This window comes from Streptomyces sp. NPDC037389, assembly GCF_040636475.1.
In the GTDB taxonomy this organism is placed as follows: Bacteria; Actinomycetota; Actinomycetes; order Streptomycetales; family Streptomycetaceae; genus Streptomyces; species Streptomyces hesseae.
Genome location: NZ_JBEZUS010000001.1, coordinates 165,361 through 188,601, shown reverse-complemented (window position 1 = coordinate 188,601; position 23,241 = coordinate 165,361). Strand labels below are relative to the sequence as shown.

Sequence of the window (23,241 nt, the reverse complement as noted above, 5' to 3'; positions counted from 1 at the left end):
CGGACCAGTCCGACGAGCCCCTTCATGAATCGCCTCCGGCGTGCGGCTTCTCGTCATCGCCCTCGTCCGGCGACGCGTCGGCCTCCGGCGGTTCCACGAGGAGCGGGTGCCGGGCCTTGAGCCGCTGCTGAAGCGTCGGCCGCTCCAGGGGCGGAAGGGGCGGGCACATGGCGGTGCCGGGGAAGTGGGGCATGGGGCAGCTCCATATGAGCGGATGCGGGTGAGCGCGGCGGATCACCGCGCGCGGAAATGACCGGGTGAGCGCTTGCGTGACGCGCATCACCTCGACTCATGCAGCATGCCCGCCCAAATAGGCAGGTCGCAACATTGGAAGTCCAACTCCCAAGGAAAAAACATGTGTTCTATCGACTTGCATACCCGGGTCGCGGAACACTGCACCCGTGGACGCAATGCGAGCACCCCAACTTCCCCTTACCCGCACCTCATTGACCGGCCAAGCACCCCATGGCGGGGTGCTCGCACCCACAAGCGACCTCAGCGGCCGAACGAAAGGTGAAACAGCAGAATGCCGACAGTGCAGCTGGTCCCCACGCTCCGCAGGCGCCGTCTCGGCGAGGCCCTCCGGCGCTACCGCCGCGAAGCCGGTATGAGCCTCGACCAGGCATCGACCGCCATGAGGTGGGACAACAGCAAGCTCTCGAGAATCGAGAACGCCAAGGCCCACATCCGCCCGGCCGAGGCGTCGCAGCTGCTCGGCGTCTACGGGGTGGACGCGCCGGACATCCTCGCGGCGATCGAGGGACTGGCAAGAGACGCGGGCAAGAAAGGCTGGTGGGCGACTTACGGCGACATCGCTATCGAGGGCTACAAGGACTACCTCTCGCAGGAGTCCGACGCGGAGTCCGTTCGCCTGTGCACCCCTACCGTCATCCCCGGCCTGCTACAGACCGGGGCATACGCCCGGCAGCTCATCGGAGCGTGTTCGTTCTGGCGGGACCAGGACGGGGTGAACGCCCTCGCCGAGATCCGTAAAGGCCGCCAGTCCGTCCTGACGGCGAACCGGGCCGGTGGGCGACCGCCTCTGACGTTCTGGGCGGTCATTCACGAATCCGTTCTGCACCAGCGGTTCATCGGCAATCCACTCGTGATGCGTGAGCAGCTCCGGCACCTGCTAGACATGAGCGACCTTTCGAACGTCACCATCCAGGTCATGCCGCTGCATATTCCGCCGAACCCCGGAACGATGGGCATCTTCGAAGTCATCCGCTTCCCCTCCCCATGGCCGACCGTCGTCCTCACCGAGAACTTGATGGGCGGCTACTTTGTGGAGGGGACCGAGGACGTCGCGATCTTCGAGGGCGCATTCGAGCGGTCCGTCGCGACCGCGCTTCCCGTGGAGGACTCCCGGGAGCTCATCAAGACCACCCTGGAAAAGGACTACCTGTGAACCACAAAGAAGACCTCTACGCGATAGACCTCACCGGTGCGAGCTGGCGCAAGTCCCCTGCCAGCAACACGAACGAACACTGCGTCGAGATAACCGACCTCCCCGGCGGAGGCGTCGCCGTCCGCGACTCGAAGAACCCCGACCGCCCCGACCTGCGCTACACCGCCGATGAATGGAACGCCTTCCGCGCGGGCGTCATCAACGACACCCTCTAAGCGCTGCGGCCGGCAACGGCCACCGGGCTGCCGGTGGCCGTTGCCGGGGGCGTCCGGCGGGACAAGACCCGCCGGACAGGTCAAAGGCTTCAGGTCTTGTGAACGTCGACCGCGTATCCGTCTCCGAGGGTCCTGAATCCGACCTTGTCCCCTTGATGCAACTTCGCACGGTCAGCGGGATTACGGAGGTCATCATGGGAAAATGTCATGGGCTTGCCACCCGTATCGTCCTGGATGCTGCCTACGCCCGACTTCGAACTCCACTCCTGGACCTTGCCTGTGGACATGGCTGCGTCTCCTTCGCTCGACGATGCCGTAAGGCCCCGGTCACGAGTCGGGGCCCTGCCGCAATCGAACCCGAACTCACGCACCGCGGCGATTACTGTGGGCCGAACAGGTGACACCCATTCGGCCCACAGCGATCGCCGACGCACATGAGTTCGGGTTCGATGGCAGCGAGCCCACGGCTCGTAACCGGGGCTTCCAGACATCCTCGATCGAACGAAGGAGACGGAACCATGGCTACAGGCGAAGTTGAGGACTGGTACCCGGGGCCGGGCCAGGGGTTCATCCGGGACAGCGGAGGCAGCAAGCTGAACTTTTCCTCGAATGACCTGACGAACCCCGGCGACAGAATGACTTTGCACGAAGGGGACAAGGTCAAATACGCAGTCAAGGACGGCGGACGCGCGACCGCGGTCGAGAAGACCTGAACCCCAAGAACACCGCCCGGCCAGGCCCTGGGCGGCAGTTCGCTATTCCTCCGGCGGGAACAGCGTCTCCCCCGTCCGCCCGCGGATCGTGATCGCCTCCACCGGGCACCCTTCCGCCGCCTCCAGCACCGCCTCGGACGGCGCCGTCGCCCCCTCCACCGGATGGGAGCGACGGCGCTCGTCCAGCCGGAAGGCACCCGGCGCGACGCCCGCGCACAGACCCGAGCCGACGCACCGCGTCCGGTCGACGGTCACCCGCCAGGGAAGGTCACCCACCGCCCGCTCCCTTCGGCAGATGGATCGTCTTCTGCTCCAGGTACTCGGCGTAGCCTTCGGGCCCGCCTTCCCTCCCCAGCCCGGAGTCCTTGTAGCCGCCGAACGGGCCGAACAGGTCGAGGCTGAAGGTGTTCACGGAGTACGTGCCCGTGCGCACCCGGCGGGCGACGTCCAGGCCGCGTTCGAGGTCGCCGGTCCAGACGCTGCCGGAGAGCCCGTAGTCGGAGTCGTCGGCGATGGCGATCGCCTCCTCCGTGTCGTCGTAGGGCAGCAGGCAGACGACGGGACCGAAGATCTCCTCGCGGGCGACGCGCATGCCGTTGGTGACGTCGCCGAAGAGGGTCGGCTCGACGTACCAGCCCGTCGGGAGCCCGGCGGGGCGGCCGCCGCCGGCCAGGACGGTCGCGCCGTCGCGCCGTCCGCTCTCGATGTAGTCGAGCGACCGCTCGCGCTGGCGGCGCGCGACCAGCGGGCCGATCTGGGTGGCGGGGTCGAGCGGGTCGCCGACGACCAGCGCGGTGGCCGCCGCCGCGAGGCGTTCGGCGAGCTCGGCGTAGTGGGAGCGGGGAGCGAGGACGCGGGTCTGGGCGACGCAGGCCTGGCCGTTGTTCATCCAGGCGCTGGGCACGATCCCGGCGACGGCGGTGTCCAGGTCGGCGTCCGGCAGGACGATCGCGGCGGACTTGCCGCCCAGCTCCAGGGTGACCCGGGTGAGGTTGCGGGAGGCGACCTCCATGACGCGCTTGCCGGCCGCGACGGAGCCGGTGAAGGAGACCTTGTCGACGCCGGGGTGGCCGACGAGGTACTCACCGGTCTCCCGGCCCCCGGGGAGGATGGACAGCACGCCTTCCGGCAGCCCCGCCTCGTCGGCGATCCCGGCGAGGACGTACGCGTCCAGGGGCGTCTCCGGCGCGGGCTTGAGCACCACCGAGCAGCCGGCCAGCAGGGCGGGGGCGAGCTTGGCCGCCGCCACGAACTGCGGCACGTTCCAGGGCACCACGGCCGCCACGACGCCCACCGGCTCCCGCCGCACCAGCAGCGGGCCCAGTGCGCCGGCGCGCCGCTCCTCGTGGGGGAAGTCCCGGGCGATGGCGATGGCGCTGTCCCAGACCAGCACCGCGCCGAGCGCCTGCGCGAGGACGCTCCAGGAGTAGGGGGAGCCGTTCTGCGCGGAGATCAGCCGGGCGAGCTCCTCGTGGCGGGCGGCTATGCCGTCCTTGATCCGGGTGACGACGGCGATCCGTTCCGCCAGCGGCAGCCCTGACCACACGCCGGAGTCGAAGGAGCTCCGCGCTGCCGCGACGGCCCGGTCCACATCGATGCGCCCGGCGTGGGGGACGCGCCCGATGACGGCCTCGGTGTGGGGCGACACGACCTCGATGGCCGCCCCGCCGGGCCCGGCGGCTGGCTCGGCCCAGCGGCCACCGATGTAGAGCTGTCCGTACTCGACGATGTCGCTCATGGCGGGGCCTCCCGGACCGGACCGAACACAGGACGCGATCGAAGGACACAATCGAAGGACACGATCGCATCTGACGCTGCATCAGCTCAGATAGCAGTTCCGCTTGGGGAGGGCAAGGGAAGTCGCCACGGGATTCCGAACGCATACGCGACCCTGGCGGCGGCCGGGGGCGGCCGCCCATGGCGGTAGCAAGGGCCCGGTGAGGGCCGGATAAAGTGTTCAGCCCCCCACCAAAGCGACACGTCGGCGACGTCCTGCCCCGGCAGGGGCCGTCCCGGCGGGGCCGCCCGACACCGTCATCCACCGAGAGGCACCGCTTTCATGGCCACCTCCTTCGCCGTCCTCGCGCGCCGCGGCGCCGTGGCCCTGGCCACCGCGGCCGTCCTGGGCACGGCCGCGGCTCCCGCCGCCTTCGCCGACGGCACCTCGCCCTCCCCTGCCGCCCCCGGGCTCTACGGCACGGGCGATCCGAAGTTCGACGGTGTCTTCCGGCAGTCGCTGGCATTCCTCGCCCAGAACGCGGCGGGGGTCGCCCCGGCCGAGCGGGCCGTGAACTGGCTGGCCGGCCAGCAGTGCGCCGACGGCGGCTTCGCCGGCTTCCGGGCCGACACGGGCGCGCCGTGCGACGCCAAGGCGGGCGAGTTCACCGACGCGACCGCGGCCGCCGTCCAGGGCCTGGCGGCCGTCGGCGGCCGGGCCCAGGTCGTCACCAAGGGCCTGGACTGGCTCAAGGCCCACCAGAACGCCGACGGCGGCTGGGGCATGGGCCCCGGCAACCCCAGCGACGCCAACTCCACCGCCATCGCCATCGGTGCCTTCGCCGCCGTCGGCCAGGACCCGGCGAAGGCCGCCGCCAAGGGCGGCAAGACCCCCTACGACGCGCTGCTCTCCTTCCAGATCCGCTGCCAGGAGAAGAAGGAGGACCAGGCGGGCGCCTTCGGCTACATGCCGCAGAACGGCGAGCTGCCCGCCAACGACCTCGCCTCGGCCGCCGCCGCCACGGCCGCCCTCGGCAAGGGCTTCCTCGTGCCCGCCGCCAAGGGCGCCGACCGGCCCGTCAAGCCCGCCGCCTGCGGTGACGGCGCCGACGCGGCCCAGTGGAACGCGGCCGAGGCCGTCGCCGGCTACCTGGTGAAGAAGCTCGACGCGGGCGGCGACCACCTCAAGTCGTCCATGCCCGGCGCCCCCGAGGGCCCGGACACCGGCGCGACCGCCGACGCCGCCCTCGCCCTCGCGGCGGGCGGGCACCTGGAGGCCGCCCGCAAGCCGCTGAAGTGGCTGGAGTCCGCCGACAGCAAGACCGCCGAGTGGGCCAAGGGCAACCCCGGCCGCCTCGCCAAGCTCGTCCTGGCCGCGCACGCGGCGGGCAGCGACCCGCGCTCCTTCGGCGGCACCGACCTGGTGGCGGCGCTGAACGAGACCGGCCCCAAGCCGGAGCCCGCGTCCTCCGCCTCCGCGGAGAAGAAGGACGAGAAGAAGGACGACGGCGGCGGCTTCGGCGCCTGGTGGTACGTCGCCGTGTTCTTCGTCGCCAGCGTCGGCATCGGCTTCCTGATCAGCGGCCGCAAGAAGAAGAACCAGCCGTGACGGCGGGCCGGGCCAGGGGCCTGTTCGTCTCCCTGCTCGTCGGCGCGGCCGCCGTGCTCGGCGCGGCCCCCGCGCACGCGGACGGCTACCGGTACTGGTCCTTCTGGCAGTCACCGACAGCCGGTGGGAGCTGGACGTACGCGACCCAGGGCCCGGCCACGCTGCGCCCGGCCGACGGCTCCGTGGTCGGCTTCCGCTTCGCCGTCAGCAAGGACTCCGCCGACGCGGCCAAGCCGCGCGGCGCCGCCGACTTCGCGGCGGTCTGCGCCGGCACGCCCGCCGAGGACGGCGGCAAGCGCGTCGCCGTCGTCCTCGACTTCGGCACGCCCGCCGACGGCCCCGCCGGCGAGACGCCGCCCGCCGCCCGTTCGGCGTGCGCGAAGGTCGGCGCCGACGGCAGCGCGGCCGACGCGCTGGCGGCGGTCGCCAAGCCGCTGCGGTACGACTCCGGCGCCCTGCTGTGCGCGATCGCCGGATACCCGAAGTCGGGGTGCGGCGAGAAGGTGGACGCGGGGAAGCCGACGAAGGCGACGGAGCCGAAGGCCGCCGACGACAAGGGCGACACTGGCGACAGTGGGCCCTCCGCCGGTCTGATCGGCGGCATCGCGGCCGTTGCCGTGCTCGGCGCGGCGGCCGTGTGGCAGACCCGGCGGCGTCGTCGCGGATGACGCGGATGACGCGGGCGCGGATGGCGCGAATGACCCGGACGACGACCGTGGCGAACCGTTCCTCCGCGCTGCACGCCGGTGCGTGGTGGCTGTGGGCGCTGGGCCTGGCCACGGCCGCCTCGCGCACCACCAACCCGCTGCTGCTCGCCCTGCTGACCGGCGTCGCCGGGTACGTCGTCGCCGCCCGCCGTACGGACGCGCCGTGGGCCCGTTCGTACGGGGCGTTCTTCAAGCTCGGGCTGGCCGTGATCGTCATCCGGCTGGTCTTCGCGGTGATCCTGGGCTCGCCCATCCCCGGAACGCACACGGTCCTCACCCTTCCGGAGATTCCGCTCCCGGAGTGGGCGCGCGGGGTGCGGATCGGTGGCCGGGTGACCGCCGAGGGGCTGCTCTTCGCGCTCACCGACGGCATGAAGCTGGCCACCCTGCTGATCTGCGTGGGCGCCGCGAACGCCCTCGCCAACCCGGCGCGGCTGCTGAAGTCCCTGCCGGGCGCGCTCTACGAGGCCGGGGTGGCGGTGGTCGTCGCCATGACCTTCGCGCCCAACCTCGTCGCGGACGTCCAGCGGCTGCGCGCCGCGCGCCGGTTGCGCGGCCGCCCGGACCGGGGGCTCAAGGCCCTGCTCCAGGTGGGGCTGCCGGTGCTGGAGGGCGCGCTGGAGCGGTCGGTGGCGCTGGCCGCCGCGATGGACGCCCGGGGGTACGGCCGTACCGCCCAGGTCCCGCCCGCCGTGCGCCGCACGACGAGCGCGCTCACCCTGGGCGGGCTGCTCGGCGTGTGCGCCGGTACGTACGGGCTGCTGGCCGACACCGGTGCGGGCTACGGGGCGCCCGTGCTGGTCGCGGGCCTGGCCGCGGCCCTCGCGGGCCTGTGGCTCGGCGGCCGCCGCTCGGTCCGCACCCGCTACCGCCCCGACCGCTGGGGCGCCCGCGCCTGGCTGGTCTCCGCTTCGGGTACGGCGGTGGCGGCCCTGATGATCTGGGCGGGCGACTACGCGCCGGCCGCCCTCCACCCGCCGGCGGTGCCGCTGGCTGCGCCGGAGTTGCCGGTGTGGCCGGCGGTGTCGGTGCTGGTGGGATTGCTGCCGGCGTTTGTGGCCCCCGCGCCGGGTGTCGCCTCCCGCGAGGGGGCGACGACGGATGGGCGCCGCCGGACCGGCGGAGAAGGGTTGCTCGCCGCCGCGGCGGAGGGGGAGCCCCAGCCCCTCCCCCAGCTACCGCTGGGAGGTGCCCCCACCTTCCCGGAACCGGGGGCGAGCCCCCGGACCCCCACCCCCGAGGAGACCCCCAAGTGATCCGTTTCGAGAACGTCTCGGTCTCCTACGACGGCACCGACCACCCCACCCTCTCCGGCATCGACCTCACCGTCCCGGAAGGCGAGTTGTGCCTTCTCGTCGGCCCCTCCGGCGTCGGCAAGTCGACGCTGCTCGGCACCGTGAGCGGGCTCGTCCCGCACTTCACCGGCGGGACCCTGCGCGGCAGGGTCACCGTCGCCGGGCGGGACACCCGTACCCACCGGCCCCGTGAACTCGCCGACGTCGTCGGCACCGTGGGCCAGGACCCGCTGGCGCACTTCGTGACCGACACCGTCGAGGACGAGCTCGCCTACGGCATGGAGTCCCTCGGCGTCCCGCCCGCCACCATGCGCCGCCGCGTCGAGGAGACCCTGGACCTGCTGGGCCTGGCCGGCCTGCGCGACCGGCCCATCGCCACCCTCTCCGGCGGCCAGCGGCAGCGCGTCGCGATCGGTTCGGTGCTGACCGCCCACCCGAAGGTGCTGGTCCTGGACGAGCCGACGTCCGCGCTGGACCCGGCCGCCGCCGAGGAGGTGCTGGCCGTCCTCCAGCGCCTGGTGCACGACCTGGGCACCACCGTGCTGCTGGCCGAGCACCGGCTGGAGCGGGTGGTGCAGTACGCGGACCAGGTGATCCTGCTGCCCGGCCCCGGCGCGGCCCCCGTCGTCGGCGACCCCGCCGAGATCATGGCCGTCTCCCCCGTCCACCCGCCCGTCGTCGCCCTGAGCCGGATCGCCGGCTGGTCCCCGCCGCCGCTGTCCGTGCGCGACGCCCGGCGCAAGGCCGCGTCCCTGCGGGAACGGCTCGCCCCGCTCACCCCGCCGGTCCCTCAGGCCCCCAAGGCGACGGCGGCAACGGACGCCGCGTCCATCACCGGCCTGTCCGTCCGCCACGACCACGTCACCGCCCTGCGCGACGTCGAACTGTCCGTCCGCGCCGGCGAGACCGTCGCCCTGATGGGCCGCAACGGCGCGGGCAAGTCCACGCTCCTGCGCACGCTCGTCGGCATGCACGTACCCGACCGGGGCGCCGTACGCGTGGGCGGCGTCGAGCCGCGGCGCACGAGCCCCCGCGAACTGCTGCGGCACGTGGGCCTCGTCCCGCAGGAGCCGCGCGACCTGCTGTACGCGGACACGGTCGCCGCGGAGTGCGCGGCCGCCGACCACGACGCGCAGGCCGACCCCGGCACCTGCCGGGCGCTGGTGTCCGGGCTGCTCCCGGACGTGGCGGACGGCACCCACCCCCGCGATCTGTCCGAGGGCCAGCGGCTGGCGCTCGCGCTCGCCGTGGTGCTCACGGCACGGCCGCCGCTGCTGCTCCTGGACGAGCCGACGCGCGGCCTGGACTACGCGGCCAAGGCCCGGCTGGTGGAGATCCTGCGCGGGCCGGCCGCCCAGGGCCACGCCATCGTGCTGGCCACCCACGACGTGGAGCTCGCGGCGGAGCTGGCGCACCGGGTGGTGATCCTCGCGGAGGGCGAGATCGTCGCGGACGGCCCGACGGCGGAGGTCGTGGTCTCCTCCCCGGCCTTCGCCCCGCAGGTCGCGAAGGTCCTGGCACCGCAGCCGTGGCTGACGGTGCCGCAGGTCCGTGACGCCCTGGGGGCGGCGTGAGCGGCCACGAGGCGCGAGCCACCCGCCAGGCGCGGGCCATCCGCCTCGGATGGCGCTCCGTCACCGCCCTGGCGCTGATCAGCGCCATCGGCGTGGCCGCCTTCGGCTGGCCCCTGCTCGCCGGCTCGGCCTCCGGCCTGGCCCACTCGCAGGACGCCCCCTGGCTGTTCGCCGCCCTGCTGCCGCTGCTGCTCGCCGTGGTCATGGCGACGATCGCCGACACCGGGCTGGACGCCAAGGCCGTCGCGATGCTCGGCGTCCTCGCGGCGGCCGGGGCCGCGCTGCGGCCGCTGGGCGCGGGGACGGCCGGCATCGAGCCGATGTTCTTCCTGATGGTGCTGTCCGGGCGGGTGCTGGGGCCCGGCTTCGGGTTCGTCCTGGGCTCCCTGTCGATGTTCGCCTCCGCCCTGCTGACCGGCGGGGTCGGGCCGTGGATGCCGTTCCAGATGCTGGCCATGGGGTGGGTGACCATGGGCGCGGGGCTGCTGCCGGGGCCGGACCGGCTGCGGGGGCGGCGCGAGCTGGTGATGCTGGCGGCGTACGGGGCGGTGGCGTCCGTCGGCTACGGGACGGTGATGAACCTTCAGGGCTGGCCGTTCATCGGCTCCCTCGTCTCGGGCGTCTCCTTCGTCCCGGGCGACCCGCCGGCGGATAACCTCTCCCGTTTCCTCGCCTACTGTCTGGCGACGTCCCTGGGCTGGGACCTGCCCCGGGCCCTGGTGACCGTGGTCGCCTCGCTCACGCTCGGCCCGACCGTGCTCAAGGCCCTGCGCCGGGCCACCCGCCGCGCGGCCTTCGACGCACCGACGACGTTCGAGGACGCATAAGCATCGGCCGTCACAGCCGCTGGATGATCGTCCCCGCCGCCAGCGCCCCGCCCGCGCACATCGTGATCAGCGCGAACTCGCCGTCCCGGCGCTCCAGCTCGTGCAGCGCCGTAGTGATCAGCCGGGCGCCCGTCGCCCCGACCGGGTGCCCGAGCGCTATCGCGCCGCCGTTGACGTTGACCTTCTCCAGGTCCTGCTCGAAGACCCGCGCCCAGGAGAGCACCACCGAGGCGAAGGCCTCGTTGATCTCCACCAGGTCGATGTCCCGTAACGACATCCCCGCCCGGCCCAGCACCGCCCGGGTCGCGTCGACGGGACCGTCCAGGTGGAAGTGGGGGTCGGCGCCGACGAGCGCCTGGGCGACGATCCGGGCCCGGGGGCGCAGCCGCAGCGCCCGGGCCATCCGTTTGGAGGCCCAGAGCAGCGCCGCCGCGCCGTCGGATATCTGCGAGGAGTTGCCGGCTGTGTGGACGGCCGTGGGCATCACGGCCTTGAGCCCGGCCAGCGCCTCCATGCTGGTGTCGCGCAGGCCCTCGTCGCGGTCGACCAGGCGCCACATGCCCTGCCCGGCGTACTGCTCCTCCTCCGTGGTGGGCACCTGCACGGCGAAGGTCTCGCGCTTGAAGCGCTCCTCCGCCCAGGCGCGGGCCGCCCGTTCCTGGGAGAGCAGGCCGAGGGCGTCGACCTGTTCGCGGGTGAGGCCGCGCCTGCGGGCTATCCGTTCGGCGGCCTCGAACTGGTTGGGCAGGTCGACGTTCCACTCGTCGGGGAAGGGCCGGCCCGGCCCGTGCTTGGAGCCGCTGCCGAGCGGCACCCGGGACATGGCCTCGACGCCGCAGCCGATCCCGATGTCGATCACCCCGCTCGCGATCATGTTGGCGACGAGGTGGTTGGCCTGCTGGGACGAGCCGCACTGGGCGTCCACGGTGGTGGCGGCGGTCTCGTAGGGCAGGCCCATGGCCAGCCAGGCGGTCCGGGCCGGGTTCATCGACTGCTCCCCGGCGTGGGTGACCGTGCCGCCGACGATCTGCTCGACGCAGTCGGGCTGGATGCCGGTGCGGGCGAGGACCTCGCGATAGGTCTCCCCCAGCAGATAGGCCGGGTGGAGATTGGCGAGCGCGCCGCCGCGCCTGCCGATGGGCGTCCGTACGGCTTCGACGATCACGGGTTCCGCGGCCATGTCCGGCTGTCCTCTCCTCGCGCTTCCGCTGGGCGTCCCGGCGCCCCCGGCAAAACGAGTACGCGTTCCAGTTCCGCTTCCGTCTTCCGCTTCCGTCGGCAGTCTTTCGAGCGCCGCCCCCGCCGCACAAGGGTCGCGCACGCCCCGCGCGTGCGACAGATGGCGTCGCGTGGCTTGCCGGTCCACGACCCCGTCACTACCGTCGGACGACAGGTTTCTGATGGCCCATCAGCACAGCTCGCCGTCCCGGCGGCTCCCCGAACTGGAGTGGTGGCCATGCCGTCCTGTCCCGCGCTGCCCGAGGGCTTCGACTTCACCGATCCGGACGTCAACGCCCGTGGAGTGCCCCTGCCGGAGTTCGCCCTGCTGCGGCGGTCGGCCCCGGTGGCCTGGATCCCCCAGCCGCACGGGCTCGCGGGCTTCGACGACGACGGCTACTGGGCCGTCACCCGGCACGCGGACGTCAAGGAGGCGTCCACCCGGCCGGAGGACTTCTCCTCCGGCCGCAACACCTCGGTCATCCGCTTCCACCCCGGCATGCGGCGCGAGCGGATCGACGCCCAGCGGCTGATGATGCTCAACATGGACCCGCCCGAGCACACCCGCGTCCGCCGGATCGTCCAGCGCGGCTTCACCCCCCGGGCGGTCCGGGCCCTGGAGTCGGCCCTGCGGGAGCGGGCCGGACGGATCGTCACGGCCGCCCGGGAGCAGGGCAGCGGCGACTTCGTCACCGACATCGCCTGTGAACTCCCCCTCCAGGCCATCGCCGAACTCATCGGCGTCCCCCAGCACGACCGGGCGAAGATCTTCGACTGGTCCAACCGCATGATCGCCTACGACGACCCCGAGCTCGCGGTCACCGAGGAGACCGGCAGTCGCTCCGCGATGGAGCTGATCGCCTACGCGATGGACCTCGCCGCCGCCCGTACGGACCGCCCCGCGCGGGACATCGTCAGCCGGCTGGTGGCCGCCGAGGACGAGGGCAGCCTGGGCTCCGACGAGTTCGGCTTCTTCGTGCTGATGCTGGCCGTCGCCGGCAACGAGACCACGCGCAACGCCATCAGCCACGGCATGCACGCCTTCCTCACCCACCCCGAACAGTGGGAGCTCTACAAACAGGAGCGGCCCGGCACCACCGCCGAGGAGATCGTCCGCTGGGCGACCCCGGTGATCTCCTTCCAGCGCACGGCTACGCGCGACACCGAGCTGGCCGGCACGACGATCCGCGAGGGCGGGCGGGTGGGCCTGTTCTACGCCTCCGCCAATCACGACCCCGAGGTCTTCGACGCTCCCGAGGCCTTCGACATCACTCGTGACCCCAACCCCCACCTGGGCTTCGGCGGCGGCGGCCCGCACTTCTGCCTGGGCCGCTCCCTGGCCGCGCTGGAGATCGACCTGATCTTCGCCGCCGTCGCCGACACCCTGCCCGGCATCCGGCTCGCCGGGGCGCCGCGGCGGCTGCGCTCGGCATGGCTGAACGGCATCAAGGAGCTCCGCGTCAGCTACGGCTGATCGATCAACTCCCCTTTGCCACACGGCAATCGGTCTATACCTGACCCCTTGTCAGGTACAGCGGTCCGACTTACTCTCGGGTACACCTTCAGGGACGGCGCATGAGCGCTTCGGTCGCGCACCGCTGTGCGCCCTCCCCCAAAGCACCGCACTCTCCAAGGGCTTCACTGTCCAAGGGCTTCACTCTCCAAGGGCTTCCAGGGGGCAGCCGTATGAAGGACGATCAGGGAAGACAGGTGACGGGACGCGTCAGGTGGCGGAGGTTCGCCGTCCTGGCCGTGCCCGGCTTCGCCGCCACGGCCGCGCTGGCCGTCGCGCTCGCCGACGGGGCGCTGGCCGCCTCGTTCGCCGTCTCCGGCCAGGAGTTCAAGGTCGGGGCGGGCAGCCTGACGGGCACGGGCTTCGCCCAGTACGGCGGGATCGACAGGAACGTCCGCGGCAAGCTGCTGCCGGTGGCCGTCACCGCCATCAAGGACGCCAAGATCAAGGACCTGTGCCAGTCCGTGGTCACCACCCTGCCGGTGATCGGCGACATCACCCTCAAGCTCCACGCCGGCCAGGGCGCGAAGACCGTCGAGGCCACCGACCTCTTCCTCGACGCCACCCAGATGTCCGGCGACGCCGAGTTCGAGAACATCGAGATCGGCCGGGACGCCTCGACCCTCAACAAGGGTCCCGCCTCGGCACAGGGCCTCCAGGACGCCTTCGGCCAGCAGGCCAAGTCCATCAAGATGACCGGTCTACGGCAGACGGCCTGGGCGACCAACGCCGGGAAGTTCAAGCTCGCCGGCCTCGACCTGAAGATCAAGCTCGGCAAGGATGAGTGCTTCTGACGTGCCGGGGCGCCGGGACGGCACCGGGTCGCCCGTAGACATGCGGGCCTCCTGGCGGCGATGGCGCAAGGGGCGCCCCTTCTGGGGCGGCCTGGCGGCCGTCGCCGCGGGCGCCGAGATCTGCGCCCTCCCGCTCGCCCCGCTGAAGATCATGCTGGAGCAGGGCATCGCGGGCATCCCGTCGGTCCTGATGGGCATCGTCATGATCGTCATGGGTCTGACCGCGTGGTTCGCCCCGCAGTACCGGAGTCTCGCCGGGATCCTCACCGTCCTGATCGCGACGGCCGCGCTGGTGATGTCCAACCTCGGCGGATTCCTCTTCGGCACCCTCTTCGGCATCGTGGGCGGCGCGATGATCTTCGCCTGGCAACCGGTGGCGGCCGAGCGGCCGCCGCAACCGGATGGCGTCCCGGACCGCTCCGGACCCCCGGACAACCCAGGCGCCCTGGAGAGCCCCACCACGGTGCTGCCGCCGCGCGAGTGGCCCGGACCGCCCCCGGGCCCGTAGCCGCCGCCGGCACCAGGCCCGACCCGGCCTCGGCACATGACCGGCGGCGGACATCTGCTCATGCCCGCTCCGGCCTGCCTGCCCTGGCCCAGGGCGGCCGCCACACCCCACCACTCCTCCCCCTCCTCCCCCCGAAGGAGCCACCGTGATCTCCCGCCGCACTCGTCCCCTTCTCGCCGTCACCGCCGGCCTCGCCCTCACCGCGGGCCTCACCCTCACCGGCGGCGGCCCGGCGGCCGCCCACGCCAACGACGCCGGTTCGACGACCGTCCAGCCCGCCGGCCACGCCTTCGCGGCCACGCTCAACGGCTCGGCCACCTTCAAGGCCGGCTCGATCACCATCACGTGTACGTCGTCGAGCTCCGCGCCCTCCGGCGACAACAACCGCGTACCGGCCGCTCCCGGCAACGCCAACGCCTCCGGCCCGGTGTCCACCGCCATCACCTCACCCGTCTACGGCGACTGCACGGGCAGCCTGCCGGGCGTGGAGATCAGCATCACCACGTCCGGTGCCTGGAGCGTCTCGATACAGAACGGCTCCCCCATCACGGCCACGCTCAACGCGCCCACCCAGGGCATGATCCTCAAGTCCAGCGGCCTGGCCAACTGCACGGTGACGGCCGCGCCGGACGGGCCGACGACCATCCCCACCAGGTTCGTCAACGGCGCGCCGTCCCAGCTCGTGGTGACGGACGTGGCGATACCGGTGAAGGTCGAGGGCGGCTTCGGCTGCCCGACGACGGCGACGACGGCGGTCCTCAACGCGACCTACGACGTCACGGACGTCACCGACCCGTCGTCGCAGATCACGGTGGGCGGCTGACGCTGCGTTGCGGGCAATCGCTCCGCAGGGCCGGGGGCACCTCCCAGCGGTAGCCGGGGGAGGGTGGGCACAACGTGACCACCGGCCCGCAGCACCGCAGGCACCCGGGGGCGCGGCCCCCGGGTCTCACCCCATCGCCCGCACGGGCTCCCGCTCCGTGGCCACCCCGTCCTCGCTCCCCTTCCGCGCCCCCGGAATCGCCGCGAGCGCGACCCGCCCCGGCCCGGTCAGCACGTACTGGATCCCGAACCCGGCGGCGACCACCACCGCACCGCCCACCGCGTCCAGCACATAGTGGTTGGCCGTCCCGACGATGACCGAGAACGTCATCAGCGGGTACAGCATGCCCAGCCACCTCGTCCACACCTTCGGCCCCACGACCGCGACCGCGATCACGACCCCGCACCACAGCGACCAGCCGATGTGCAACGACGGCATCGCCGCGTACTGGTTGGCCAGTTCGGTCAGCGCGCCGAAGTCGGGGTGGGACAGGTCCTGCGGGCCGTTGGCGGTGTCGATGAAGGCGAGGCCGGGCATCAGACGCGGCGGAGCCAGCGGGTAGAGCCAGAAGCCGGCGAGCGCCACGAGCGTGGCGAGGGCCAGGGACGTGCGCGCCCAGCGGTAGGTGGCCGGGCGGCGCCAGTACAGATATCCCAGCAGGGACATCGGCACCAGGAAGTGGAAGGTGCCGTAGTAGTAGTCCATGCCGTCCGCGAGCCAGTCCACGCTCGCCACGAAGTGGTTGACGCCGTGTTCGACGTCCAGGCGCAGGAACTCCTCGATGGCGAGGATCTGCCGGCCGTGGGACTCGGCGAGGGCGCGTGAGTCGGGGGCCTGGGCGCGGACGTAGGAGTAGGCCCAGTAGCCGACCCGTATCAGCATCAGCTCCAGGAGCACGTTCGGGCGGTTCAGCGCGCGCTTGAAGCGCAGCAGCGGCAGCCGGCGGAAGCGGTCGCGCTGCGGCTGGGCGACCGGGGTGGGCACGGGCCGGTCCCACAGCGCGGAGGAGCGGGTGAGGAACGGCACCGCGCAGGCGGCCACGAGGGCGGTGAGCAGCGGCGCGTTCCGGCCGACGGGGCCGAGGACGGGGTTCGGGGGGACGAGCACGGTGCTGGTCAGCGTCATGACGAGCACGACGAGCACGGGCCAGACGAGCCGGTCGGCGCGGCGGCGGCCGACGCGGCCGGCGACGGCGAGCAGGATCCACAGCTGCTGGTGCTGCCAGGCGGTGGGAGAGACGGCGACCGCGACGCAGCCGGTGATGGCCGTGGCGAGCAACGGCTGTCCGTCGCGCGCGTAACGGGCGGCCCGGCGCAGGCCGGTCCGGACGACGAGAGCGGCCGACAGCCCGTAGAGCAGGATCTCCACCGGCCCGCGCAGGCCGGTGCGCAGCAGCAGTCCGTGGAGCGACTGATTGGCCGGGCCGTCGGGCCGCTCGCCGAGGCCGGCTCCGGCAGTGTGGTGGACCCAGTACGTCCAGGAGTCGTCGGGGAGGGCCGCCCAGGCCAGGGCCGTGCAGACGGCGAAGGTGGCGCCGGTGGCGATCGCGGCGCGGCGGCGGCCGGTGAGCCACAGCAGGGGGGCGAAGAGGAGTACGGCGGGCTGGAGGGCCGCCGCGACGCCGACGAGGACGCCTGGGACGAGGCCCGTCGTGCGCCCGGGTCCCCGGGCAGTCCGGGGCAGGCAGCAGCCGAGGAGGACGAGCAGCACCGGGACGACGCCGGTCGGGCCGAGGCCGAGGGTGAAGGTGTTGCGGACGGGCAGGGAGAGCACCGTCAGGGTGACCGCGACGGGTGCGGCGGCGCTCATACGTCCGCTCGTACGTCCGCCGGGGAGGGCGCGGGCGGCGACGAGGGCGACGGCGACGACGAGCAGCAGGGTGCCCAGCGTCCAGACGACGCCGAGGCCGTGTCCCGCGGCTTCGGCGAGGGGCTTGAGGACGAGCCCGGCGACGGGGGTGCCGGTGAATCCGCCGGGGCCGTAGCCGGAGTCGTGGAGGGAGCCGTAGAGGGAGCCGCGCACGTGCGGGAAGCCATTCCCGCACGTCCAGGCGGCGAAGTCGGTGAAGCGGCGTTCCGCGGGGAGCCGCAGCACGGCCGCCGCCTGACGCACGGCCAGCAGCCCGGCGAGCAGCCACAGCGCCGCCAGGGCCGCGCCGGACCGCGAGCCCGCCCTCGGCGGACCCACCGGTCCGCCCCGCTCCGCATCCGCCACGCTCCGCCGCTCCTCCAGTCGTCCGGCTCGGTCGCGCTCGTCGGGCCTTCTGAGACCTTGCTCAGCCGCCCCGAACACACGCGGCTCACCCCCAGGACATCCCGCGGCCTCCTGGTAGTGGCCTGAGTCCAACGCCTCGGGGGCCATTAGGGTGCGGTCATGAGCACCAGTGGCAGCAGTGAACGGCGGCCCCCGGTCCTGCGGGCGGACGCCCGGCGCAATCGCGAGGCCCTCGTCGCGGCGGCCCGGGAGCTCTTCGCCGAGCAGGGCCTGGAGGTCCCCCTGGACGAGATCGCCCGCCGCGCCGGCGTGGGCAACGCCACCCTGTACCGGCGGTTTCCCACCCGTGAGGCGCTGATCGAGGCGGTCTTCGGGGAGTCCCTGGGCGCGAGCATGAGCGACGGCGAGCGGGCACGCGCGGGCGAGGACGCCTTCGCGTCGCTGACCGCCTATATGGAGCGGATCTTCGAGGGCCTGGCCGCCGACCGCGGCGCGATCGAACTGATGACGACGACCATCCCGGCGGGCCCCACCCTGGCCGCGCTGCGCGAGCACAACCACGCCACGGTGGGCACGCTCGTCCGCCGCGCGCAGGAGCAGGGCACGATGCGCCCGGACGTGGTCGCCGAGGACCTGCTGTTCGCCCTGGCCGCGCTGGGCCGCTGCGTCCCCTCCGCCGCGGCCGTGGCCCCCGGCTCCTGGCGCCGCCATCTCGCCCTGCTCTTCGACGGCCTGCGCGCCGAGGGCGCCTCCGCCCTGCCCGCGCCGCCGCTGACGGCGGAACAACTCGACGGCGTCCTCGCGGACGTGGGCGGGGGCGTCGGCGGGAACCGCTGAGAGTGCCTACGGCAGGATGGACGCCATGAGCATCGTGAAGATCAATTCCCTCACCGTCCCGGCCGAGCAGCGCGAGGTCCTGGAGCAGCGCTTCGCGTCCCGCGCGGGGACGGTGGAAAGTGCCGACGGTTTCGAGTGGTTCGAACTGCTGCGCCCGCTGGAAGGCACGGACAGCTACCTCGTCTACACCCGCTGGCGCAGCGAGGAGGACTTCCAGGCGTGGATGGAGGGCCCGATGAAGGCCGCCCACCAGGGCGGTGGCGAGGGCGCCCCCAAGCACAAGCCCGCCGCGACGGGTTCGACGGTGTGGTCGTTCGAGGTCGTCCAGCAGGCCGCGCCGAAGCAGGGCTGAACAGCCCCGGCAAGCCGACCGGCTCCCGGAAAAGGAACTGAGCGGATGGCCGCCCCCGTGCGACCATCCGCCGCATGACCACCTCCATGACCACCTGGACCGTGTCCCCGCAGCCGGTCGGCTCCCCCGAGTCGGCCGGGCTGCTGCGGGAGTACCTCGTCGACGTCGCCGACCGCTGGTACCTGCTGTACGACGGGCGCCGGTGCACGCCCGAGGAGATCGAGCGGCATCTGGCCGAGATGCGTGACGACGACCCCGGGCTGCTGCTGGTGGCCCGGTACGGCGGGGAGCCGGCGGGGTGCGTGGGCCTGCGGCGGGTGGACGCGCGTACGACCGAGTTGTGCCGGATGTTCGTACGGGCGGACCGGCGTGGGCTGGGTGGCTCGGGCGCGCTGCTGGGCGCGGCCGAGGAGGCGGCGCGCGCGTGGGGTGCGGCGCGGATCGTGCTGGAGACCCGGCGGGATCTGGTGGAGGCGCGGGCGCTGTACGCGCGGCACGGCTTCGGGGACGTCCCCCCGTACAAGGCCGCGACGCCGTACTCGGAGGTGTGGCTCGGCAAGGAGCTGACGGCATAGGCCTTATGAGGACTCAGCGGCGGTGGTCGGGTCTGTCGCCCGCCGCCTCGCCGTCGCGCGGCTGTTCGGCGTCGGAGCCGCACAGTTCGCCGTTGAGCTGCTCGACGAGGCATTGCAGGTCATGGGGGCGGTCGGCGGCCGTCCACCAGTCGCCCAGGAGTTCCGCGAGCATCTCCTCACGGGCCCGGAAGAGTTTGTCCGCCACCTGCCGTCCCTCGTCGGTGAGGAGGAGCCGCAGCCCCTCGCGCCGCACCAGTGCCCGGATCTCCAGCTGGCGGGCGCCCTCGGTGACGACGCGCAGCGGGAGGTCCACGCGTTCGGCGAGGATCGCGGGTTCGGCGTGGCCGTCGCGTTTGATGCGCAGCAGCATCCAGTTGGCGGCGGGGATGAGGTCCACCCCGGCCCGTTGGCCGATCTTCTCGTAGACCTTGCGGCGGCCCTCGCGGCTGCCGAGCAGGGAGAGGGCGCGGGCGACCTCGTCGCGCGAGGAGCGTTCGACGGGGTTGCTGGCGACGACCTCGCTGGTGTCGGGCGCGGTGACGCTGCCGCGCAGCGGCTCCTCCTTGAGCAGCCAGGCGAGGGCGAAGGCGAGGAGGGCGGGCGGCACGGCGTAGAGGAAGACGTCGGTGATCGACTGGGAGTAGGCGTCGAGGACGCCGGTGCGCTGGGCGGGCGGCAGCCGGTGGAGGATCCGGGGGTCGGACTTGAGGGCGTCGGGGGTGACGCCGGGCGGCAGGGGGACGCCGGCGAGGGCGTCGGCGATCCGTGGGCCCAGCTTGCTGGTGAAGATCGTGCCGAAGATCGAGACGCCGAAGGACGCGCCGATGGAGCGGAAGAAGGTCGCGCCGGAGGTGGCGACGCCGAGGTCCTCGTAGCCGACGGAGTTCTGCACGATCAGCACGAGGACCTGCATGACCAGGCCCAGCCCGAAGCCGAAGACGAAGAAGTAGACGCTCATCATCGCGGTGCTGACGGTCGGGTCCAGCTGGTGGAGCAGGAGCAGGCCGACGCTCATCACGGCGGTCCCGGCGATGGGGAAGACCTTGTAGCGCCCGGTGCGGCTGACGATCTGGCCGGAGCCGGTCGAGGCGATCAGCAGGCCGGCCACCATGGGCAGCATGTGCACGCCGGACAGGGTCGGCGTGACGCCGTGGACGACCTGGAGGAACGTCGGCAGGTAGGTCATGGAGCCGAACATCGCGAAGCCGACGACGAAGCCGATCACCGAGCAGAGCGTGAAGGTGCGGCTCCGGAACAGCCCGAGCGGCAGGACGGGCTCGGCGGCGCGGCGCTCGACGAGCACGAAGGGCAGGAGCAGCAGCACGCCCAGCACGCCCAGCCCGATGATCCGCCAGGACGACCAGGGGTAGGTCGTGCCGCCGAGCGAGGTCATCAGCACCAGGCAGACGGCGACGACGGCGATGAGGAAGGTGCCGAGGTAGTCGATGCGGTGCGGGACGCGGCTGGCCGGGATGTGCAGGACGGCGGCGATGACGGCGAGGGCGACGATACCGATGGGGAGGTTGATGTAGAACACCCAGCGCCAGCTGAGGTGGTCCACGAAGAGCCCGCCGAGCAGGGGGCCCAGCACGCTCGTACCGCCGAAGACCGCACCGAAGAGGCCCTGGTAGCGGCCCCGGTCCCGGGGCGGCACGATGTCGCCGACGATCGCCATCGACAGCACCATCAGCCCGCCGCCGCCCAGCCCCTGGAGGGCGCGGAAGCCGATCAGCTCGGGCATGTTCCGGGCGAGGCCGCAGAGCGCGGAGCCGACGAGGAAGATGACGATGGCCGTCTGGAAGAGCTTCTTGCGCCCGTACTGGTCGCCGAGCTTGCCCCACAGGGGCGTGGCGGCGGTGGACGCGAGCATGTAGGCGGTGACGACCCAGGAGAGGTGCTCCAGGCCGCCGAGGTCGCTGACGATCGTCGGCAGGGCGGTGGAGACGATGGTCTGGTCGAGGGCCGCCAGCAGCATGCCGAGCAGCAGCGCGCCGATCGCGACGCGCACACCGCCCTTCGGCAGGCCTTCGCCGGGTATGGCGGGGGTGGCGGGCGCGCCGGAGGCGTCGGAGGCCGTGGTTCCGGGGCCCGGGGTGTCCTGGGCCATGGGCAGCTCCTCGGGTTCGGGTCGCTCCTCCCATGGTCGTCCGGATGGGCGATTCCGGCCCGTCGGGCTACGCCGACCAGGGCCGTTGGCGTTTCCCCCGGTCCGTTTTGTATCTTTGAGAAACAAAGTGGCTCCACCCGCACTCCCTGACCGGTGGGTGGAGCCACTTGTCTTCTTCCGCGCGCCTGCTTGGAGCTCCCCATGACGACCCTCACGGCCCGAGCCCTCCTCCTGGACATGGACGGCACGATCGTCAACTCCGACGCGGTCGTCGAGCGCTGCTGGCGCGGCTGGGCGGACGAGCAGGGCCTGGACGGCGACGAGGTCATGAAGGTCGTCCACGGCCGCCAGGGCTACGCGACCATGGCCGCCCTCCTCCCGGACCGCCCCATGGAGCGGAACCACGAGGAGAACCGCCGCATGCTGGCCGCCGAGACGGCCGACATGGACGGCGTCGTCCCGGTCCCCGGAGCCCCCGCCTTCATGGCCGCCCTGGAGCGGCTTCCCCACGCCCTGGTCACCTCCGCCGACCGCGGCCTCGCCACCGCCCGCATGGGCGCCGCGGGCCTGCCCATGCCGGCGGTGCGGGTGACGGCCGAGTCCGTCAGCGCCAGCAAGCCGGACCCGGAGGGCTTCCTCAAGGGCGCGGCCGAGCTCGGCTTCGCCCCGGCGGACTGCGTCGTCTTCGAGGACTCGGAGGCGGGGATCGCGGCGGGACGCGCGGCCGGCATGCGCGTCGTGGGCGTCGGCCCGCGCGCGGCCGCCCACGGCCCGGACGTGGCGGTGCCGGACCTCACGTCGGTGCGGGTCGAGGCGGGCGCGGACGGCGGGATCGTCCTGCGGATCACGACGACGGGCTGAGGCCGGGCGACCACCTGGGGCCGGGCGAGCGGCTCACCGCCTTACCGCCTTACCGCCTTACCGCCTTACGCGGGCTTACCGCCTTACGCGGACCGGACGCCGGGCCCCCTAGGGTCGCCGGATGCTCCTGTGGATCAACGGCCCCTTCGGGGGCGGCAAGACCCAGACCGCCCACGAACTCCACCGCCGCCTCCCCGGCAGCGTCATCTGTGACCCCGAGCACGCGGGCTTCGGCCTCCACCGGATGCTGCCGCCGGCGCTGCGCGGCGACTTCCAGGACCTCAAGGCCTGGCGCGAGGGCGTCCACGAGGTCCTGGACCTGACCCTCTCGCGGCACGTCACCGGCCCGGTGATCGTCCCGATGACGATCGTGGACCGTACGTACTTCGCCGAGACGGTCGGCCGCCTACGGGAGGGTGGCCATGACGTCCGCCACTTCGCGCTCCTCGCGCGCCGGGAGACGGTCCTGCGCCGACTGCGCGAGCGCGGCCTCGGAGCGTCCCTGCGGCGCGAGACCTTCGCGGTGTCGAAGCTGGACGTGTGCCTGGAGCGGCTGGGCGCGGAGGAATTCGGCGAGCACATCCGGACCGACGACATCACGATCGCGCAGGTCGCCGACACGATCGCGGCCTCGGCGGGCCTGCGGCTCGCGCCGAACACGGACGGCGCGCTGAAGGGCCGCCTGCGCCGGGCGTGGACGGGCGTGAAGCACATCCGCTTCGACTGAGGCCCTCCGCCCAGGCGTCAGGCAAGAAAACCCGCCGTGCCCAGGAGGGGCTCGACAGTACTCTTGACACATGACCGAGCGCACCGTGTACGAACAGCTCCGCAGGTACGCTGTCGAGCTCACACCGGCCGCGGGGATTGATCACCCGGAAATCAGCCATGGCCAGATCGTCATGATGATGTCCCCGGTCAAGAGGCAGGAACTCGCCGCTCGCCGTCTGCGCCGCCAGCTCGAACCCCAAGTGGGTGAAACCCATCCGGGATACATCGCCGAGACAGGGCCTCAAGTGGAGTCCGTGACGCTCGGGGTCATGCGGCGTCCCGATCTCGTCGTCCTCCCGGAAGCATCGCTCGACGAGGAGGGGGAGAGCGTGGATGCGTCCGAGGTGCTCCTCGTCGCCGAGATCGTATCCCGCACAAACCCCGAGAACGATTATGTAGGAAAAATGCGGGATTACCCTGCTATGGGGATCCCCCACTACCTCATCATCGACCCGCGCACCGGCGTCTGCCACCATCACACCCGCCCTGTGGGCCACGGCGACCAGGCCCGTTACGACAAGAGCAGGGATTACGACTTCGGCGAGATCATCACGATCGGTGAATGGACCGTCGACTCCGGCGAGTTCCCCAGGTACGGAAAGTGAAC

The 23,241-nt window shown here is 72.6% G+C and carries 24 protein-coding genes; 18 read left to right on the top strand and 6 right to left on the bottom strand.

The window, feature by feature from the left end:
- Positions 1 to 22: 22 nt before the first annotated feature.
- Positions 23 to 193 (bottom strand): hypothetical protein, encoded by a 171-nt coding sequence (locus tag AB0E98_RS00950; RefSeq protein ID WP_361697168.1) that lies wholly within the window; start codon positions 191 to 193, stop codon positions 23 to 25.
- Between the two features lie 333 nt (positions 194 to 526).
- Between AB0E98_RS00950 and AB0E98_RS00945 the strand changes: the two genes are divergently transcribed.
- The 3 genes from AB0E98_RS00945 (at position 527) to AB0E98_RS00935 (ending at position 2,336) form a co-directional block, all read left to right on the top strand.
- On the top strand, positions 527 to 1,408 hold the full coding sequence (locus AB0E98_RS00945) for a helix-turn-helix transcriptional regulator (RefSeq protein WP_361697166.1): 882 nt from the start codon (positions 527 to 529) through the stop codon (positions 1,406 to 1,408).
- Positions 1,405 to 1,623: a DUF397 domain-containing protein gene (locus AB0E98_RS00940; RefSeq protein ID WP_361697164.1), complete on the top strand. Its 219-nt coding sequence runs from the start codon at positions 1,405 to 1,407 to the stop codon at positions 1,621 to 1,623. Before AB0E98_RS00945 ends, AB0E98_RS00940 begins: the two co-directional genes overlap by 4 nt.
- Positions 1,624 to 2,141: 518 nt before the next feature.
- Positions 2,142 to 2,336 carry a hypothetical protein gene (locus AB0E98_RS00935; RefSeq protein WP_361697162.1) on the top strand — a complete coding sequence of 65 codons (195 nt, stop codon included), beginning with the start codon at positions 2,142 to 2,144 and terminating at the stop codon, positions 2,334 to 2,336.
- A gap of 42 nt (positions 2,337 to 2,378) precedes the next feature.
- On the opposite strand, the gene AB0E98_RS00930 is transcribed toward AB0E98_RS00935, so the two are convergent.
- Entirely contained in the window at positions 2,379 to 2,612 is a 234-nt protein-coding gene (locus AB0E98_RS00930; protein WP_361697160.1) for a ferredoxin, read from the bottom strand.
- Positions 2,605 to 4,074, bottom strand: a complete 1,470-nt coding sequence (locus AB0E98_RS00925) for an aldehyde dehydrogenase (protein WP_361697158.1) — start codon at positions 4,072 to 4,074, stop codon at positions 2,605 to 2,607. Before AB0E98_RS00925 ends, AB0E98_RS00930 begins: the two co-directional genes overlap by 8 nt.
- 321 nt (positions 4,075 to 4,395) lie before the next feature.
- Between AB0E98_RS00925 and AB0E98_RS00920 the strand changes: the two genes are divergently transcribed.
- From AB0E98_RS00920 to AB0E98_RS00900, 5 genes are read left to right on the top strand one after another with little or no spacing between them, the layout of a single operon-like run.
- Positions 4,396 to 5,661 carry a prenyltransferase/squalene oxidase repeat-containing protein gene (locus AB0E98_RS00920; RefSeq protein ID WP_361697156.1) on the top strand — a complete coding sequence of 422 codons (1,266 nt, stop codon included), beginning with the start codon at positions 4,396 to 4,398 and terminating at the stop codon, positions 5,659 to 5,661.
- Complete coding sequence (locus tag AB0E98_RS00915; RefSeq protein WP_361697154.1) at positions 5,658 to 6,329, top strand: SCO2322 family protein; 672 nt, start codon at positions 5,658 to 5,660, stop codon at positions 6,327 to 6,329. The genes AB0E98_RS00920 and AB0E98_RS00915 overlap by 4 nt, the downstream gene beginning before the upstream one ends.
- A 29-nt stretch (positions 6,330 to 6,358) precedes the next feature.
- Positions 6,359 to 7,624 (top strand): energy-coupling factor transporter transmembrane component T, encoded by a 1,266-nt coding sequence (locus AB0E98_RS00910; RefSeq protein WP_361697152.1) that lies wholly within the window; start codon positions 6,359 to 6,361, stop codon positions 7,622 to 7,624.
- Complete coding sequence (locus tag AB0E98_RS00905) at positions 7,621 to 9,237, top strand: ATP-binding cassette domain-containing protein (protein ID WP_361697150.1); 1,617 nt, start codon at positions 7,621 to 7,623, stop codon at positions 9,235 to 9,237. The genes AB0E98_RS00910 and AB0E98_RS00905 overlap by 4 nt, the downstream gene beginning before the upstream one ends.
- Entirely contained in the window at positions 9,234 to 10,064 is an 831-nt protein-coding gene (locus AB0E98_RS00900) for an ECF transporter S component (protein ID WP_361697148.1), read from the top strand. Before AB0E98_RS00905 ends, AB0E98_RS00900 begins: the two co-directional genes overlap by 4 nt.
- A gap of 10 nt (positions 10,065 to 10,074) precedes the next feature.
- Here AB0E98_RS00900 and AB0E98_RS00895 read toward each other — a convergent pair whose 3' ends face one another.
- Positions 10,075 to 11,244 (bottom strand): steroid 3-ketoacyl-CoA thiolase, encoded by a 1,170-nt coding sequence (locus AB0E98_RS00895; protein WP_361697146.1) that lies wholly within the window; start codon positions 11,242 to 11,244, stop codon positions 10,075 to 10,077.
- Positions 11,245 to 11,520: 276 nt separating this feature from the next.
- Here AB0E98_RS00895 and AB0E98_RS00890 point away from each other — a divergent pair, with 276 nt between their 5' ends.
- From AB0E98_RS00890 to AB0E98_RS00875, 4 genes are all read left to right on the top strand, one after another.
- On the top strand, positions 11,521 to 12,756 hold the full coding sequence (locus AB0E98_RS00890) for a cytochrome P450 (RefSeq protein WP_361697144.1): 1,236 nt from the start codon (positions 11,521 to 11,523) through the stop codon (positions 12,754 to 12,756).
- Positions 12,757 to 12,968: 212 nt separating this feature from the next.
- A complete protein-coding gene (locus tag AB0E98_RS00885; RefSeq protein WP_361697142.1) occupies positions 12,969 to 13,589 on the top strand; it encodes a DUF6230 family protein in 621 nt (206 codons plus the stop codon).
- Positions 13,576 to 14,097 (top strand): DUF6114 domain-containing protein, encoded by a 522-nt coding sequence (locus tag AB0E98_RS00880; protein ID WP_361697140.1) that lies wholly within the window; start codon positions 13,576 to 13,578, stop codon positions 14,095 to 14,097. Before AB0E98_RS00885 ends, AB0E98_RS00880 begins: the two co-directional genes overlap by 14 nt.
- A 145-nt stretch (positions 14,098 to 14,242) precedes the next feature.
- Positions 14,243 to 14,920 carry a hypothetical protein gene (locus AB0E98_RS00875; RefSeq protein ID WP_361697138.1) on the top strand — a complete coding sequence of 226 codons (678 nt, stop codon included), beginning with the start codon at positions 14,243 to 14,245 and terminating at the stop codon, positions 14,918 to 14,920.
- A gap of 126 nt (positions 14,921 to 15,046) precedes the next feature.
- On the opposite strand, the gene AB0E98_RS00870 is transcribed toward AB0E98_RS00875, so the two are convergent.
- A complete protein-coding gene (locus AB0E98_RS00870) occupies positions 15,047 to 17,134 on the bottom strand; it encodes a bifunctional glycosyltransferase 87/phosphatase PAP2 family protein (protein WP_361697136.1) in 2,088 nt (695 codons plus the stop codon).
- 159 nt (positions 17,135 to 17,293) lie between these two features.
- Here AB0E98_RS00870 and AB0E98_RS00865 point away from each other — a divergent pair, with 159 nt between their 5' ends.
- The 3 genes from AB0E98_RS00865 (at position 17,294) to AB0E98_RS00855 (ending at position 18,898) form a co-directional block, all read left to right on the top strand.
- Positions 17,294 to 17,971, top strand: a complete 678-nt coding sequence (locus AB0E98_RS00865; RefSeq protein ID WP_361697134.1) for a helix-turn-helix domain-containing protein — start codon at positions 17,294 to 17,296, stop codon at positions 17,969 to 17,971.
- A gap of 25 nt (positions 17,972 to 17,996) precedes the next feature.
- Positions 17,997 to 18,323, top strand: coding sequence for an antibiotic biosynthesis monooxygenase (locus tag AB0E98_RS00860; RefSeq protein WP_311616489.1), 327 nt, complete (start codon positions 17,997 to 17,999; stop codon positions 18,321 to 18,323).
- A gap of 74 nt (positions 18,324 to 18,397) precedes the next feature.
- Entirely contained in the window at positions 18,398 to 18,898 is a 501-nt protein-coding gene (locus tag AB0E98_RS00855) for a GNAT family N-acetyltransferase (protein ID WP_361697131.1), read from the top strand.
- A 13-nt stretch (positions 18,899 to 18,911) separates the two neighbouring features.
- Here AB0E98_RS00855 and AB0E98_RS00850 read toward each other — a convergent pair whose 3' ends face one another.
- Positions 18,912 to 21,005 (bottom strand): MDR family MFS transporter, encoded by a 2,094-nt coding sequence (locus AB0E98_RS00850; protein ID WP_361697129.1) that lies wholly within the window; start codon positions 21,003 to 21,005, stop codon positions 18,912 to 18,914.
- A 201-nt stretch (positions 21,006 to 21,206) separates the two neighbouring features.
- On the opposite strand from AB0E98_RS00850, the gene AB0E98_RS00845 reads away from it, so the two are divergent.
- The 3 genes from AB0E98_RS00845 to AB0E98_RS00835 all read left to right on the top strand — a co-directional run bounded on the left by AB0E98_RS00845 (position 21,207) and on the right by AB0E98_RS00835 (position 23,239).
- Complete coding sequence (locus AB0E98_RS00845; protein ID WP_361697127.1) at positions 21,207 to 21,866, top strand: HAD-IA family hydrolase; 660 nt, start codon at positions 21,207 to 21,209, stop codon at positions 21,864 to 21,866.
- A gap of 121 nt (positions 21,867 to 21,987) precedes the next feature.
- Complete coding sequence (locus AB0E98_RS00840; protein ID WP_361697125.1) at positions 21,988 to 22,593, top strand: AAA family ATPase; 606 nt, start codon at positions 21,988 to 21,990, stop codon at positions 22,591 to 22,593.
- A 70-nt stretch (positions 22,594 to 22,663) separates the two neighbouring features.
- Positions 22,664 to 23,239, top strand: coding sequence for a Uma2 family endonuclease (locus tag AB0E98_RS00835; RefSeq protein ID WP_361697123.1), 576 nt, complete (start codon positions 22,664 to 22,666; stop codon positions 23,237 to 23,239).
- Positions 23,240 to 23,241: the final 2 nt, after the last annotated feature.

Coding starts and splice junctions, on each gene's coding strand:
- AB0E98_RS00950 (WP_361697168.1), bottom strand. CDS start 193: ATGCCCCACTTCCCCGGCACCGCCATGTGCCCGCCCCTTCCGCCCCTG.
- AB0E98_RS00945 (WP_361697166.1), top strand. CDS start 527: ATGCCGACAGTGCAGCTGGTCCCCACGCTCCGCAGGCGCCGTCTCGGC.
- AB0E98_RS00935 (WP_361697162.1), top strand. CDS start 2,142: ATGGCTACAGGCGAAGTTGAGGACTGGTACCCGGGGCCGGGCCAGGGG.
- AB0E98_RS00925 (WP_361697158.1), bottom strand. CDS start 4,074: ATGAGCGACATCGTCGAGTACGGACAGCTCTACATCGGTGGCCGCTGG.
- AB0E98_RS00920 (WP_361697156.1), top strand. CDS start 4,396: ATGGCCACCTCCTTCGCCGTCCTCGCGCGCCGCGGCGCCGTGGCCCTG.
- AB0E98_RS00910 (WP_361697152.1), top strand. CDS start 6,359: ATGACCCGGACGACGACCGTGGCGAACCGTTCCTCCGCGCTGCACGCC.
- AB0E98_RS00895 (WP_361697146.1), bottom strand. CDS start 11,244: ATGGCCGCGGAACCCGTGATCGTCGAAGCCGTACGGACGCCCATCGGC.
- AB0E98_RS00890 (WP_361697144.1), top strand. CDS start 11,521: ATGCCGTCCTGTCCCGCGCTGCCCGAGGGCTTCGACTTCACCGATCCG.
- AB0E98_RS00885 (WP_361697142.1), top strand. CDS start 12,969: ATGAAGGACGATCAGGGAAGACAGGTGACGGGACGCGTCAGGTGGCGG.
- AB0E98_RS00880 (WP_361697140.1), top strand. CDS start 13,576: ATGAGTGCTTCTGACGTGCCGGGGCGCCGGGACGGCACCGGGTCGCCC.
- AB0E98_RS00865 (WP_361697134.1), top strand. CDS start 17,294: ATGAGCACCAGTGGCAGCAGTGAACGGCGGCCCCCGGTCCTGCGGGCG.
- AB0E98_RS00860 (WP_311616489.1), top strand. CDS start 17,997: ATGAGCATCGTGAAGATCAATTCCCTCACCGTCCCGGCCGAGCAGCGC.
- AB0E98_RS00855 (WP_361697131.1), top strand. CDS start 18,398: ATGACCACCTCCATGACCACCTGGACCGTGTCCCCGCAGCCGGTCGGC.
- AB0E98_RS00850 (WP_361697129.1), bottom strand. CDS start 21,005: ATGGCCCAGGACACCCCGGGCCCCGGAACCACGGCCTCCGACGCCTCC.
- AB0E98_RS00845 (WP_361697127.1), top strand. CDS start 21,207: ATGACGACCCTCACGGCCCGAGCCCTCCTCCTGGACATGGACGGCACG.
- AB0E98_RS00840 (WP_361697125.1), top strand. CDS start 21,988: ATGCTCCTGTGGATCAACGGCCCCTTCGGGGGCGGCAAGACCCAGACC.
- AB0E98_RS00835 (WP_361697123.1), top strand. CDS start 22,664: ATGACCGAGCGCACCGTGTACGAACAGCTCCGCAGGTACGCTGTCGAG.